This is a genomic window from Geomonas sp. (assembly GCF_035254065.1).
Classification (GTDB): Bacteria; Desulfobacterota; Desulfuromonadia; order Geobacterales; family Geobacteraceae; genus Geomonas.
This window is the reverse complement of sequence record NZ_DATFBA010000353.1, coordinates 1-14604: the sequence shown is the minus strand read 5'-3', so window position 1 is coordinate 14604 and position 14604 is coordinate 1. Positions and strand designations below refer to the sequence as shown.

9 protein-coding genes and 1 pseudogene are annotated in these 14604 nt (G+C 61.2%); 4 read left to right on the top strand and 6 right to left on the bottom strand.

Annotated features, from left to right (window positions below):
• From VJ604_RS16535 to tmk, 6 genes and pseudogenes are all read right to left on the bottom strand, one after another.
• Positions 1-710 (bottom strand): annotated as a pseudogene (locus VJ604_RS16535) (hypothetical protein); the annotation flags it as partial.
• Between the two features lie 28 nt (positions 711-738).
• Complete coding sequence (locus VJ604_RS16530; RefSeq protein WP_324084451.1) at positions 739-4410, bottom strand: S8 family serine peptidase; 3672 nt, start codon at positions 4408-4410, stop codon at positions 739-741.
• 783 nt (positions 4411-5193) lie between these two features.
• Positions 5194-6723, bottom strand: coding sequence for a methionine--tRNA ligase (gene metG, locus VJ604_RS16525; protein ID WP_324084448.1), 1530 nt, complete (start codon positions 6721-6723; stop codon positions 5194-5196).
• The gene (locus VJ604_RS16520) at positions 6720-7673 is read right to left on the bottom strand and encodes a PSP1 domain-containing protein (RefSeq protein ID WP_324084447.1); all 954 of its coding nucleotides are present in this window, start codon (positions 7671-7673) and stop codon (positions 6720-6722) included. Before VJ604_RS16520 ends, metG begins: the two co-directional genes overlap by 4 nt.
• Positions 7674-7770: 97 nt before the next feature.
• The gene (gene holB, locus VJ604_RS16515; protein WP_324084445.1) at positions 7771-8733 is read right to left on the bottom strand and encodes a DNA polymerase III subunit delta'; all 963 of its coding nucleotides are present in this window, start codon (positions 8731-8733) and stop codon (positions 7771-7773) included.
• Positions 8734-9408 (bottom strand): dTMP kinase, encoded by a 675-nt coding sequence (gene tmk, locus VJ604_RS16510; RefSeq protein WP_324084443.1) that lies wholly within the window; start codon positions 9406-9408, stop codon positions 8734-8736.
• Positions 9409-9571: 163 nt separating this feature from the next.
• Here tmk and rnc point away from each other — a divergent pair, with 163 nt between their 5' ends.
• From rnc to VJ604_RS16490, 4 genes are all read left to right on the top strand, one after another.
• Positions 9572-10273, top strand: coding sequence for a ribonuclease III (gene rnc, locus VJ604_RS16505; RefSeq protein WP_324084441.1), 702 nt, complete (start codon positions 9572-9574; stop codon positions 10271-10273).
• Positions 10274-10527: 254 nt separating this feature from the next.
• Positions 10528-11547, top strand: a complete 1020-nt coding sequence (locus tag VJ604_RS16500; RefSeq protein WP_324084439.1) for an elongator complex protein 3 — start codon at positions 10528-10530, stop codon at positions 11545-11547.
• Between the two features lie 10 nt (positions 11548-11557).
• The gene (gene era, locus VJ604_RS16495) at positions 11558-12451 is read left to right on the top strand and encodes a GTPase Era (RefSeq protein ID WP_324084437.1); all 894 of its coding nucleotides are present in this window, start codon (positions 11558-11560) and stop codon (positions 12449-12451) included.
• A gap of 419 nt (positions 12452-12870) precedes the next feature.
• Positions 12871-14397, top strand: coding sequence for a NapC/NirT family cytochrome c (locus tag VJ604_RS16490; protein WP_324084436.1), 1527 nt, complete (start codon positions 12871-12873; stop codon positions 14395-14397).
• Positions 14398-14604: the final 207 nt, after the last annotated feature.

The window sequence follows — 14604 nt, the reverse complement described above, 5'->3', positions numbered from 1 at the left end:
TCGTTTTGCGCTGTCGTCACATCGGTTGCGGGCGCCTCCGACTGCATCATGTGCCCAATGGTATCGGTGAGGGAGAGGTTGCCGGTCATCGACATCTGGGAAATGCCGGCCAGGGCCAGGACGTAGGCCCGCTGATCCATTGTCGCCCCCTCCAGCGCGGTCTGTGTCGCCTCCACCGGCTGTACTTGGAGTACGTCGATGCCGAAGGTGCTGGAGACCTGGTTGTTGGCGTTGCTGATGGCGGTGCCGATGGGGGTGCCACCGGCCGCGGCGGCCACCGCCTGCCGATAGGCGAGCTCCGTCAGCGGAGTGACGGCTATCTTGATTGAGCTGCCGTCCCCCGAGACCATGGACCCTGCCCGCAGCGGTGCCGACGCTGGGATAGTGGTCGTCGCGGAGGTGGCCTCATCAACGTAGCTGCCGGTCGCCTCGATGACCACCGGACCTTGGTAGTTCTGGACCGTCACGGTGTATTGGCCCTGGCTGTCGGTCGTGGTGGAAGCGAGGAGCGTGCCTTTGCTTCCGTCGCTGTTCGCTGCGTAGATCTGTATGGTGCCGTTCTTGATCAAGCCCGCCGACGCGGTACCGCTCGCATAGGTCTTGGACGTTGCTGGCGGGGGAGAGGGCGTGGATGAGCCACCGCCGCAGCCTGCGAAGAGCGCCATAATCACCGCCACTGCTGCCATCTTCACTAACTCGCCTATTTTCATGGGACCACTCCTTGTCGTGGGATGTTTTCTACCAAGTGATCAGGTTGACGACCTTCTCGAGAATGAGCAGCGCGTCGCCCGCATCGATGACACCGTCGGGATGAGGTGTTCCGGAGACCAGTGGCGCGACGTCACCTCGTTGCAGCTGCTCCGGCGTGGCGGTGTGCCTGCCGATGGCGATCTGCAGCGCGGCCAGCGCGTCGGCCAGGTTGACTGTGCCGTCACCGTTCAGGTCGCCGGTGCCCGCCCGTTTATAGATGATGTTGCGCTGCACCGTAGCGCTGTTGCCTGGCCCATCGGTGGCGACCACCACGATGGCGTAGGTCTTCTCCGCGCTGAAGGCGATCTGCTGCTGGAAAGAGCCATCTGCGGCCACCGCAGGTCGGTAGGTGGTGCCGTCCACGGTGATGGTGACCAAGGCGGTCGTGTCGTCGGTCACGGTCCCTTTCAGGAGATAGCTCGAGTCATAGGTCGTGATGTCCTGGTTCGGGTCGGTGACCGCCAGCTGCGGTCGGGTGGTATCCAGGGTGACGGTTCTCTTCGTCGTGCTGCTGTTCCCTGCCCGGTCGGTCGCCACGATGACGACGTTGTTGCTCCCTTGCGCCAGGGTGACGGTGACCGTGAAGGAGTTTCCGATGAGGGTCGCCGCCAGCGGAGCGGAGTCCCCCACTGCCGCACTAACGGAGGCGATGTTGGCGTCGCTCACCGATCCGGTCACGGTGAGGAGTGGCTGGGCGGTGACGCTGTTGTCGGCCGGAACCGAGAGGCTGACGGCCGGCGCGGCGGTGTCGAGGATGATCGTCCTGGTGTCGGTCGACGTGCTGCCGAGGTTGTCGGTTGCTTCCACCGCGATCGTGTTGGGGCCCTCCGCCAGCGTAATGGCGGTCGAGAAGCTGCCGTCGGCTGCCACGGAAACGCCAGTGCCATTCACCGTGACGCTCCTGATGCCGTTGGCCGAGGTAACGGTGCCGGTGATGTTGAGGGTCCCGCTGCTGGTGACCGCCCCGTTGGGAAGCGTGGAAACGGCCAGGGTGGGCGCCACGTCGGGAGATGTGACGGTGATGGTGGCGTTTCGCCCGGCGACGGTCAGGCCGACCCCGAGATCGGATGCCGACGGCGCCGTCATGAGGGTGATGACCGTCCCGCTGGGGACCGTTGGGGGAACGGTGAAGGTGAGGGTTGCCACCACTCCATTATCGAAGGGGGTGTAGTCCCTGTCATACTCGGAGATCCTGAAGACTCCCGCCGACGGCGTAATGTAAAAGAGGTTCTTTCCGGCGGCTGTCCCGGCTGCCCCGATCACTGCCGTCGGGGAGGTCAGCAGATTCGCGTCGTAGTGGAAATCCACCAGCAGCGTTGATGGCTTTGAGGTGGCCTTTCTGGTCAGGGTGACCGGAATGGAGACTTCCTTGCCAGCAATAGCCGTCACGTTTGCCAGATCGAAGGTGACATCGACAACCGGTGAGGAACAGGTCGCATTGGTGCCGCCCGTGCCGGAACAGGTCCAGTTCCAGGGTCCGCTCCCTGTCACCGCGGAAGGGGTTCCAGATGCGCAGAGGTTGCTGCCGGGAGCAGACGCAAATGCCACACCGTTGCTGGTTCCGCAGATGCCGTTCCCGCTGCTCATCGTGTTCGCTGAGCAGGTTGCTGTTGTCCCACTGCTCGAGCCGACGCAGGTCCAGTTCCAGGGGCCGCTGCCGGTGACGGCCGATGGTGTTCCTGCCGAACAGAGGTTGCTGGTCGGTGCGGAGGCGAACCTGCCGCCGTTCGCGGCGCCGCAGACGCCGTTGGCGACCGGCACCGGGGTGAGGAGGAAGTAGAGTCCGTTCTGATCAGCGGTGACCGCGTATGAGGAGTTGGTGTAGGTGGCGTAGCCGGTCGCAGAGATGGTCAGGGTGTAGGTGCCGGCTGGGATGCCGGTGATGGTGAAGTAGCCGGACATTTCGGTCGTCCCCGTTTTGCCGGCTATCGACACGTTCGCCCCCGAGACCACCGGGCCGCCGGCCATGCCGGAGTAGACCATGCCGGTCATCGTGTAGGAGGTCTGCAACGAGTATCTGACCGCCTCCCAGGCCATGACGATGCCGGCTCCGGAGTTGCGGTTCCACCCGTTCGGGATCACGGAATGGGAGAGTGCGCTACGGACGGATGCGCTGGTCATGCCCGGAGCAGCCGACTTCACCAGGGCGGCGATGGCGGCGGCGTGGGGGGCGGCCGCCGAGGTGCCGAAGAAGGGGGAGCCAAACCCGCCCACCCCGGTTACCGAGACACCATCGGCGGCAGTAAAGTCAGGCTTTGACAGTACCCTGCCCCCGGTGGAGGAGAAGTTACCAGCTGTGATGGGACTGCCGTCCCCGTTATAGAAGATCCGGCGAGGGCCGTCGGAGCTGAAAGGTTCCACCGTATCGCCCAAAGAGAACGGATCGGGGAAGGGACCATGCGGGTACCACGGATAGAATGCGTCGTGAGCAGGGGTTGCCGCTACGCTGAATGCCTTGTCGGCTGCATTGTGCCCAAAGGTTGCTCCGGACGTGGAAAACTGCAGGTGACCGTAGCCCGTGCTCACCCGCAGGAAACGGTCTGCACCACCGCTTTTTTTGACTATTACCACCTGGTAGCCGGTGATATCGCCAGAGATCATGAACCCTTCAACTGGATCGTTACTGCCATTTTGAGTACTGTTTGACTTGGCCACGACCTGGCTGCCGTAGGGGTCGAGAAGGTAGAGGTCGTAGTCATTGCTTGATGCACCGATGGGGTCTGCCCAGGTCAGCACAACTATGTCGGTGTTGGAAGTGAGCTTGTTACCTATACTTCGGCTGCCGTTCGAGTTGAAGACATGAACGGTACCTTTGCCGGCGAGCGGAGCGGGAGCCGCTCCCCCGTCGGCGAAGTCACCTTCCCAGGTGCCAGAGCCCGTGGTTGAGACATAGCTTGAGTTGAAATAGTCGAGGCTGCCAAAGTTGCCTGCCGAGGAGAAGTAAAGGGCTCCGTCATTTACTACGTCGTTAACGGCCTGAACGACACTCCCCATGTTGTAGGGTGAGATTACGTTTGCAGCCTGACCGTCCTGAAAGGGCGTTTCCACGAAATTGCTCAGATCGTCCACAATGATGTCGCAGCCAGCCTGGCGCAGTGCGCGGATGTTCTGTGCAATGGTCTCGGTGCCTGTCTGGCCTCCGGTCGCGAAGTAGAGGCTTGCACCGGGAGCGAGGGTGTGGACGATTTCCAGCATCGCGGTTCCCTCGTCTCCCGTGCCGGTCTGTCCCGGCAACACCGTTACCGGACCGAGCGCCCCGGCCGCTTGGCTCGATGCCAGGCTCTGTACCCCATTGGAAATAACCCCGACCTTGACGCCGCTGCCGTTGACGCTGAAACTGCTCCGTGCCACGTCCCCCTTGTGAGTGACGTCCCCTTCCGTTTTCGGGGCACTGTTGAACTGATTCTTGAATTGCGTGCTGATGAACCGTATGTCACTCCAACCCGCAATCCGTTCGAGCAGATCGGGCGGGACGAGGGCGTCGATGCTATGGTATTCGGGGTAGGAGGCCGTTACCTGAACGCCTGCTGAAATGAGTCGCTGCAGCAACTCATCGGTAACCTCCGCGCTTATTTTCACGTACAGGTTGTCTGCCTCATCCATCAAGACACCCGTCTCAAGGTAGGGAACGCCATCGGCGACCTCCTTGCCTTGGAGCATTCTGACGGTGCTCAACAGGTTGGAGTCGATCTTCTGTTGCGCCTCACTCCTTGCATCCTTTTCGTCGCTCAGCGCATTTATCTGCTGGATTGCTTGCGGGGTAAGTTGAAATTGATTATTGGCCACAGGGGCGGCAGGAGAGCTTGTTACCAGGGAGCGCGGGGAAATTTGGGGGGTGAACATTTTGAGCTTGAGGTCTTGAGCAAGAACGGGTTCGTGCAAGGCGGAAAGCAGCAGCGATAGGACGAGCAAAGAGGTCGGTACTGAGATAACGGGTGGCTTCCAGCGGGTTCGTCTTGCGCTCAAGGTGCAAATTTTGAGCAGCAACTCGGCATAACCGTTCACGTCGTTACCCTCCTTTGACAGTCTCCTGACAGCAGATTGTCAGAAACCGCCCTTGCCAATGTTTTTTGTCTATGTTTCTCCTTTCAGGTGCTGATACTGCCAGTAATAACACAGGTAGACGATGACATTGCAAAGCCGGCCTAGGCGGTTTGATTGGCTTATTTATTTATCAGAGATTATTTTGAAATTAAATCTTGGCAGGAAAATATTGGCGATACATCGTGGATAAATATTTCAGGCAGCTACTTCGGATAAATAGATTGCGGTAACAATCCACGGCGAAAACAAACAATACCCGACAGTCTATCCTCGTCGAAATTGATGTCAAATAAAAATTTGAAAAAATTAATATTATGGCAGGCCAGGGGGAGTGGAGGTAAAGAAAAGGGACGCTGAGGCAGCGTCCCTTTTACGGTGCGGGTATTTGCTGGAGGAGGGCTACTCCGCCTTCTCCTCGATCCTCGGGAAGAGCGCTTCAGCCTTCTTGATGGCGGTGCCGGCCTTCAGCAGGCCCCAGGTCAGCCCTTCGCGGCTGGCGGGCTCGGCTTGTCCGAGGTAGCCCAGGCCTTTCTCGGCGGTCCTGGGCATGAAGGCGGAGAGGAGCGTGTAGACGATGCGCTGGCTCTCCAGCATGTAGTACATGACGGTGGCCAGCCGCTCCTTCTTCTCCGGGTCCTTGGCGAGGGTCCAGGGGGCGACCTCGTCGATGTACTTGTTGCCGGCGGAGATCACTTCCCAGATGGTCTGCAGCGCCTTGCTGAAGGCGAGATCGTCGAAATGGCCGTCGACCTGCTGGATCGCCTCCACGGTCTTCTGGCGGTAGGCCGCGTCCAGTTCGGTCTCCTCGCCCGGCTGCTGCAGCACGCCGCCGAAGTACTTGCCGAGCATGGCGGTGGAGCGGTTCAGCAGGTTCCCCAGGTCGTTGGCCAGGTCGGAGTTGATGCGGGCGATCAGGGCGCCGTGCGAGAAGTCGCCGTCCAGGCCGAAGGGGACCTCGCGCAGCAGGAAGTAGCGGACCGCGTCCACGCCGTACTTCTCGATCAGCATGTTGGGCTCCACCACGTTCTGCAGGCTCTTGCTCATCTTCTGCCCTTCGATGGTCCACCAGCCGTGGGCGAAGACCTTCTTGGGGACCGGCAGGCCGGCCGCCATCAGGAAGGTCGGCCAGTAGACGGTGTGGAAGCGCAGGATGTCCTTGCCGATCAGGTGCACGTCGACCGGCCAGTACTTGGCGAAGTCGCCGCTTTCGTCGGGGTAGCCGAGCGCGGTGATGTAGTTGGTGAGCGCGTCGAACCAGACGTAGACCACGTGCTTGTCGTTGCCCGGTACCGGGATCCCCCACTGGAAGGTGGTGCGGGAGATGGAGAGGTCACGGAGCCCCTCCTTCACGAAGGAGATGATCTCGTTTCTGCGGCTCTTGGGCTGGATGAAGTCAGGGTTCGCCTCGATGTGCGCGATGAGCTGGTCCTGGTACTTGCTCATCCTGAAGAAGTAGGACTCCTCCTTGAGCTTCTCGGTGGGACGGTTGCAGTCCGGGCACTTGAAGTCGATCAGCTGGGTCTCGGTCCAGAAGGTCTCGCAGGGGGTGCAGTACCAGTCCTCGTACTCGCCGAGGTAGATGTCGCCTTTCTCCATCACCCGCTCGAACATGGCTGCCACGCCCTTCTTGTGGCGCTCCTGGGTGGTGCGGATGAAGTCGGTGTGGGAGATCTCCAGCTTCTCCCAGAGCGACTGGAAGCGTTTCATCACGCGGTCGGCCAGTTCCAGCGGCGTCTCGCCCGCTGCGGTGGCGGCCTTCTCTACCTTCTGCCCGTGCTCGTCGGTGCCGGTCAGGAAGAAGACCTCGTACCCCATCAGCCGCTTGTAGCGCGCCAGGACGTCGGCGGCCAGCGTGGTGTAGGCGTGTCCTATGTGCGGGACGTCATTGACGTAATAAATCGGGGTGGTGACGTAGAAAGCCGGTTTCATGATGATGGTTTCTCCTTTTTCCTTTCCTTGACGTCCTGGGGCCTTCTGTCACGGCGCGCCTGCTTGGCCGCCTGCGCTGCCTTCGCCTTGCTCTCCTGCTGGGATTGCGCCTCGCCCTTGCCAGGCTGCGGTTTTTTCACCTTGTCGCTGACATTCTCGGGACTGATCTGGTCGCCCCTCAGCTGGACCAGGCTGTCGTCGTTGGTCTTCAGGGTGACGGTGCCTTCCAGCACGTTGACCTTGACCACCTCGCCATCGACATGCCCGCACTGCACGCGCTTGCCGCACTTGGGAAGCCCCTTACGGAGGCTGCAGTAGGTCTCGAACTCGTAGGAGAGGCAGCAGAGGAGCCTGCCGCACTGGCCGGAGATCTTGGAGGGGTTGAGGGCGAGGTTCTGCTCCTTGGCCATCTTCACCGAGACCGGCTCGAACTCGCGCAGGTAGGAGGCGCAGCAGAGTTCCCTGCCGCAGATGCCGATGCCGCCCACCATCTTCGATTCGTCCCGCACGCCGATCTGGCGCATCTCGATCCGGGTGTGGAAGGCGTGGGCGAGGTCCTTGACCAGTTCCCGGAAGTCGACCCGGCCGTCGGCGGTGAAGTAGAAGATCGCCTTGCTGCCGTCGAACAGGTATTCCACCCGGACGAGCTTCATGTCCATACCCCGCTCCTTGATGCGGGTGAGGCAGAACTTGTGCGCTTCCTTTTCCTTGGCGGCGTTGGCGGCAATCACCGCCATGTCGTGGGGCTCCGCCATCCGTTGCAGCGTCTTGGTCCCCTCCGGGACCAGCGCGTCGTCGACCTCGATGGGGCCTGCGACCACGTGCCCCATGCTCTTGCCACGCTCAGTCTCCACGATGACGCGGTCGCCCGGCTTGACCGGGAACTTGCCGACCGCGAAATCGTAGAGCTTCCCTGCGGGTGTGAATTGGATCCTTACTATCTTTGCCAAAAAAACCTCCGTACTGGAGAGGGGTGGTTTATATAAGGCTCCCTTGCGGGGGCGCTCCGACGCGGTGGGCGTTGCCCAGCCTACGCCTATCTTTTACTTACCTCGACGCGAACTGCATGAAGAACACCTCCAGCGCCAGTCGTGCGTTCACGTTGCGGGCGAGCATCCTCTTCATGGCGACCAATTCCTCGATCAGCTCGATGATGCGCCCTTCACTTACGCGCTCGGCCTCACGGGCGATCAACTCCTCCATGTCGGCGTTGGCGAGCCCCTGCGGCATCGAGCGGTAGATCAGTATGTCGCGCAGAAACGAGAGCAGCAGCTCCAGCAACCCGGGGAGTCCTTCCTTGTCCGCTGCCAGTTCCTCCGCGGTCCGGAAGAGGGTGGCGACGTCCTTCAGGTTGAGGGCCATGATCCTGGCGAGAAAAGACCCTCTCCCCTCCAGCACGCCGTCGGCCGCGACGTCCATCGCCCGCCTGAGACTGCCGCCGGACAGGGTGGAGGCCACCCGGGCGGCTTCCGCGCCGAAACCGTCCCGCACCAGCCGTCCCTCGATCAGCTCGGCGGAAAGCGGCTGGAAGGCAAGGGATTGGCAGCGGGAGAGGATGGTCTGCAGGACGGCGGAGCGCTCCGGCGTGAGCAGAATCATAAGCGCGTTGCCCGGCGGCTCTTCCAGGGTCTTCAAAAGCGCGTTGCCCGCCGCGAGGTTCAGCTTCTCGGCGCCGTCGATGATGCACGCCTTCTTGGGTGCCTCGAAGGGGCGGTAGGCGAGCTCCTTCTGCAGCTCCCTCACCTGGTCGATCTTGATGAAGGCACCGTCCGGCTCCAGGATGTGGAGGTCGGGATGCTGGCCGCTGGCGATCTTGCGGCACGACGAGCAGACGCCGCACGCCTCGTCTTTCCCGCAGAAGACGGCCTGCACGAAGGCAACGGCCGTCTTTCGCTTGCCGCACCCCTCGATGCCGTTGAACAGGTAGGCATGGGCAACCCGCCCCATGGAGATGGAGCGTCGCAAAACGGCGATGGCGCTATCCTGGCCGATGACATCCGAGAAGGGCATCTAGCTGGCCTTTGCGGTGGAGAGGAGGGCCGCATCTCCGAGCGGCAGCCTGCCGGCGAGGGCGGCACGGACGCGCTGCTCCGTCTCCAGCACGTCGCCCGAGCCGTCGACCACCACGAAACGGTCCGGATGTGCGGCGGCGAGCTTCAGGTATCCCGCGCGCACCCGCTCATGAAAGAGGACCGACTCCTGCTCGAAGCGTTCCTCGCGCGCCCCCTGCACCGCCTCGATGCGGGCGAGGGCGCGGCAGAGGCCGATCTCGACCGGGCAGTCGATCAGCACGGTGAGCTTCGGCTGCACCCCGCCGGTGGCAAGCCCGTTCAGTTGCTCGATGACGACAAGGTCGAGCTCCCGTCCGTGTCCCTGGTAGGCGACGGTGGCGTCGGTGAAGCGGTCGCAGAGCACGATCTCGCCGCGGGAGAGCGCGGGGGAGATCACCTCCTGGACATGCTGCGCGCGGGCGGCCGCGTAGAGCAAGAGCTCGGCCAGCGGCACGATGGCGCTGTTCTCGGCGTCCAGCAGGATGGCGCGGATCTTATCGGCGATCGGGCAGCCTCCCGGCTCCCGGGTCGCGGTCACTAGCTCGCCTGCCGACTCCAGCCGCTCCTTCAAGAGCCTCATCTGGGTGGTCTTGCCGCACCCTTCCACGCCTTCAAATGTAATGAAAATGCCCATGCCGACGCTCTCATAATCCGTAGAAATCGTTAAATTATATGGGAGGGGGGATCGTAATGCAACATTTAAATGGGTGCAAACCCGCATCACTATTGCCATGACGCGGTGCTTTGGCTATATTGGGCAAACGCCGAAGACGGCAGCGAAGCGCAGCGGGATTCTAATGGATAACATGAGCGAACACAACTTAGAAACGCTGGAAGAGAAACTGGGGTACCGGTTCCGGGAGCGGGGCTTCCTGGAGGAGGCGCTGACCCACCGCACCTTCGTGAACGAGACCGGCGGCGGCAAGGACAACCAGCGGCTCGAGTTTTTCGGCGACGCGGTGCTGGACTTTCTGCTCTCCGATATCCTGATGCTGCAGTTCCCGGCCAGCCGCGAGGGGGATTTGACCCGGATGAGGGCGGCCCTGGTGGATGAGACCAGTCTTGCGGCCATTGCCGCCTCCGTCGATCTCGGCTCCTATTTGCGACTAGGGCGCGGCGAGGAGAAGGGGGGAGGGCGGCAGAAGCGCTCCTTGCTTGCGGATGCCTTCGAGGCATTGGTGGCCGCCATCTACCTTGACGGGGGGCTGGAGGCGGTGAAGGGGGTGGTGGAAGCGATCTTCCGGCCGCTGCTCGCCTCGGGAGAGGTTTTGACCGGGCGCGACTTCAAGACCGACCTGCAGGAGCGTGCGCGGCTGGCGCGGGGGGAGCTTCCCCGTTACCAGTTGAAGGAGGTCTCCGGCCCTGACCATGACCGGCGCTACACCGTCGAAATCTACCTCGGCAAGGAGCTGATGGGAGAGGGGATCGGCCGAAGCAAGAAAGAGGCGGAACAAGCTGCCGCCAAGGCGGCCATGCTGGTTATAAAGGCGGAAGGGTAAAGACGTCACCGCGAAACACTCTGGAAATCAAGGCTGAAAGCTAAAAGACGTCACCACGAAACACACGAAAGACACGAAAAAAACGAAAAAAGTAGGAACTTCTAGAAATTTTTCGTGTGCGATCTTCTTTCTGGTGCCTCGTTTGTCTGTGTCTTGTTCCGTTGCGCCCCGTCTATGTTTATCCTTTTACTTCTAGTTTTATGATTCTTTTTCGTGTTCTTTCGTGTCTTTCGTGGTGAAAGAGGTGTTGTCTTTTGAGGTCCGTCATAGTCCCCTTTTTCATCTCTCACCTGGGCTGCCCGCACCGCTGCGTGTTTTGCGACCAGCAGAAGATCGCCGGCGCGAAGGGTGTGCTGCCGGATGCCGCCGCCATCCTGGAAAAGGTGGCGCAGTACCAGGCGAGCGCGCCGGGGAGAGAGCTTGAGGTAGCCTTTTACGGCGGAACCTTCACCGCCTTGCCCTTGGCCGATCAGCAGCGGCTTCTGGACCCGCTGCAGCCGCTCCTTTCCTCCGGCGCCATCAGGTCGGTGCGCCTCTCCACCCGGCCCGACGCCGTCGATGCCGGGGTCGCTTCCTTCCTGAAGTCGAAGGGTGTGGAGACTGTGGAGCTTGGCGTGCAGTCGATGGACGAGGAGGTGCTCAGGCTGTCACGGCGTGGGCACTCCGCGGCCGATGTCGAGGCGGCCGTGTCGGCCCTGAAAAAGACGGGTCTTTCAGCGGGGATTCAACTCATGCCGGGACTCCCCGGTGACAGCGCCGAGAGATCGCTGGACACGCTGCGCCGGGTGCTTTCCCTTCAACCTTCCTTCCTCCGGATCTATCCCACGCTGGTTATCGCCGGGACCGAGTTGGCGGAGCTTTACCAAGGCGGCCACTACCATCCGCTTTCCCTGGAGGAGGCGGTCTCGCTCTGCAAGCAGATGCTGGTCGAGTCCAGGCGCTGCGGCGTCCCGGTGATCCGAGTGGGGCTGCAGCCGACCTCCGAACTGGAGTCCCCCGGCGTGCTGCAGGCGGGGCCGTACCATCCGGCCTTTGGACAGTTGGTGGAGTCGGAGATTTGGTATGATATTGTGAGTGCCCAACTGGCTCAGTTCCCGCGCGAAAGCCTGGTCGAGCTTTCCGTCCCGATGGGGCGAGTTTCCGATGTGGTGGGGCAGAAGAGACTGAATGTGCAGCGGCTCGCGGAAAATTTCGGCGTGTCGGTGCTGGCAGTTAGAGAAGATGCGGATCTGGGTTGCGAGCAGGTCACAATAAAGATGGTTTTGAAATCTTAAGGAGATAAAAATGTCAGAGCAGCCTTTCCGTTCCGGCTTCGTTTCGATCGTCGGGCGTCCTAATGTCGGCAAATCCACCCTGCTGAACCGCATCCTGGGGGAGAAGATCGTCATAACTTCGGACAAGCCGCAGACCACCAGGAACCGGATCCAGGGTATCCATAATATTCCGGGCGGCCAGATCGTCTTCATCGACACGCCGGGGATTCATCGGGCCAAGAACAGGCTGAACAAGTTCATGGTCGAGGAGGCGCTCGCCTCTATCGAGGGGGTCGACCTCATCCTCTTCCTGGTGGAGGGGGACGCCGATCCCGCCCGGGAAGCCAACATGATCAAGGAGGTCCTCTCCGGGGTGAACATCCCGGTGATCCTGGTCATGAACAAGATCGACCTGGTCCCCAAAGGTGAGCTTCTGGAGCGGATGCAGTGCTACGGCGAGACCTACCCGTTCAAGGAGATCATCCCCATTTCCGCCTTTACCGGCGACGGCGTCGAGCAGCTGGTAAAGCTCGTGCACGGACTCTTGCCGGAAGGACCTTGCTATTTCCCCGACGACATCCTGACCGACGTCCCCGAGCGGTTCGTGGTGGCGGAGATCATCAGGGAGAAGATCTTCCGGCTCACCCGCGACGAGGTTCCCTATTCGGTGGCGGTGGTGGTGGACAGCTTCAAGGAGCGCCCGGACGGACTGGTGGCGATCGCCGCAACCATCAACGTGGAACGAGATTCCCAAAAGGGGATCATCATCGGCAAGAGGGGGGACATGCTGAAGAAGATCGGCATGCAGGCCCGCCAGGAGATCGAGCTGCTGTTGGACACCAAGGTGTTCCTGGAACTCTTCGTAAGGGTAAGCCCCGAGTGGAGCGAGAACTCCCGCATGCTCAAGGAGTTCGGGTATCACTAAGTATCAATTGCTTCGTCTGTTCAACCCTCGCCCCTTTAGGGGAGAGGGTGGCCGAAGGCCGGGGAGGGCTTACCCCGCATGCTAAAGGTCCCGCCCTCACCCCTGCCCCTCTCCCCCAGGGGGCGAGGGGAATACGACCGATTTTCTCGTAGTCATCTCTCAAGCCTTTCCCAATGCCAATCGCCATTTTGGTGCTGCTGAAAATGCCCCGTGATTAAGGGCGAGCTAACGGTGTTTGTGCCTTAATGAGGGTGGGGCGCACCGCTAGCTGGCCGATTTTCAGCCACAAATATAGCATTAGCAAATTATGGTGTGAGGAAATCTATTAATTTACTTTGTTTTGACAAACGGTTTTCGGAATTGTACTGTTATGCGATTTTTTTGAACCCGTATACGTAACGCGTAAGGAGAAAAGAACAATGGCAATTAGAAAGTATGCCGGCTACGCCTGGAACTTGATCAGCCTCGCCGGTATGGTCCTGGCGGTGACGGCCGCCGGCCTGATCGTTGGTTTCCTTTCCTATGAGGGAATCACCGGTGTTGAGAAGCCGTACCTCGGTTTGATGACCTACTTCCTGTTCCCCGGCATGCTTATCGTGGGCCTCCTCTTGGTGCCGGTCGGAGCCTTCCTGGTCAGGGAGAAGCGCCGCAGGTTCGCCAAGACCGGCGAGGAGATCCCGCCGTATCCGCGGGTCGACTTCAACGAGCCGCACAAGCGTCATTTGTTCATCTTCTTCGTGCTTGCCAGCATCGGCTTCGTGATGATCGTTTCGGTCGCCTCGCTGAAGGGCTTCGAGTTCACCGAATCGACCACCTTCTGCGGCGAGCTCTGCCACCAGGTCATGGGTCCGGAGCACACCGCCTGGTCCAACTCCCCGCACGCCAAGGTGAAGTGTGTCGAGTGCCACGTCGGCCCGGGCGCCGCCTGGTACGTCAAGGCGAAGATCTCCGGTATGAGGCAGCTCTACGCGGTCCTCTTCCACACCTACCCGGCCACCATCGCCACCCCGATCGAGAACCTGCGTCCGGCCCGCGACACCTGCGAAGAGTGCCACTGGCCCGAGAAGTTCTACTTCGGCCGCCAGAAGGTGTTCTATCACTATGCGCCCAACGAGCAGAACACCCCGCGGGAGACCGGCCTGCTCATCAACATCGGCGGCGACCCCAACACCCCGGGCGCCAAGGGCATCCACTGGCACATCGGCCAGGAGGTTACCTACATCGCCACCGATTACAAGAGGCTGAACATCCCCTACATCGCCGTGAAGGGCAAGGACGGCAAGATCATCGAGTACGTGGACAGCGAGAAGCCGCTCACCAAGGACGCCATCGCCAAGGCTGAAAAGCGCCGCATGGACTGCCTCGACTGCCACAACCGTCCGGCTCACATCTACCACGCTCCGGGCGTGGAGATCGACGATGCCTTCGTTCACAAGCGGATCGACTCCTCGCTGCCGTACCTGAAGAAGGTTGCCGTCGAGATCCTGACCAGGCCGTACAAGGATAAAGAGACCGCCCTGGCCACCATCGCCAAGGATCTGCCGGCCTACTACGCCCAGACCTACCCGGCGGTGGCTTCCGCGAAGAAGGCGCAGATCGACGAGGCCGTGGTCGTGGTGAAGGACATCTACGATCGGAACTTCTTCCCGAACATGCACATCAGCTGGAACACCTACCCGAACTACATCGGTCACTTCTACACCCCGGGTTGCTTCCGCTGCCACGACGGGAAGCACAAGAACGCAGAGGGCAAGGTCATTTCCAAGGACTGCAACATGTGCCACACCGTGCTGAGCCAGAAGCAGGAGAACATCCCTGCCGGCACCAAGGTAACCCAGTTCGTGCACCCGGTCGATATCGGTGACGAGATCTACAAGACCAACTGCAGCGAGTGCCACAGCGCCGGCGGCCAGGACGTTCCCGGCGGCGAGCACCATGGCAAATAAGGCAAAGAGAAGTAGTCAGAGATAGCGCAGCACCCAAAGCCCCCGGCCACCAGCCGGGGGCTTTTCTTTGTCCGGTTGCAGACGGCCCCCAGCCTCACCCTGTCCCTCCCCTTCAAGGGGAGGGGACCTCCGCTTCCCTTCACCCTCCCCTTCAAGGGGAGGGTAGGGGTGAGGATGGGGTTAATGACTTGCTTTCCATTCAACAAC

Excerpts from the sequence above, each read along its gene's own strand:
- metG (WP_324084448.1), bottom strand. The coding sequence starts at position 6,723 with ATGAAACCGGCTTTCTACGTCACCACCCCGATTTATTACGTCAATGAC.
- VJ604_RS16530 (WP_324084451.1), bottom strand. The coding sequence starts at position 4,410 with ATGCTCCAAGGCAAGGAGGTCGCCGATGGCGTTCCCTACCTTGAGACG.
- rnc (WP_324084441.1), top strand. The coding sequence starts at position 9,572 with ATGGATAACATGAGCGAACACAACTTAGAAACGCTGGAAGAGAAACTG.
- tmk (WP_324084443.1), bottom strand. The coding sequence starts at position 9,408 with ATGGGCATTTTCATTACATTTGAAGGCGTGGAAGGGTGCGGCAAGACC.
- holB (WP_324084445.1), bottom strand. The coding sequence starts at position 8,733 with ATGCCCTTCTCGGATGTCATCGGCCAGGATAGCGCCATCGCCGTTTTG.
- VJ604_RS16490 (WP_324084436.1), top strand. The coding sequence starts at position 12,871 with ATGGCAATTAGAAAGTATGCCGGCTACGCCTGGAACTTGATCAGCCTC.
- era (WP_324084437.1), top strand. The coding sequence starts at position 11,558 with ATGTCAGAGCAGCCTTTCCGTTCCGGCTTCGTTTCGATCGTCGGGCGT.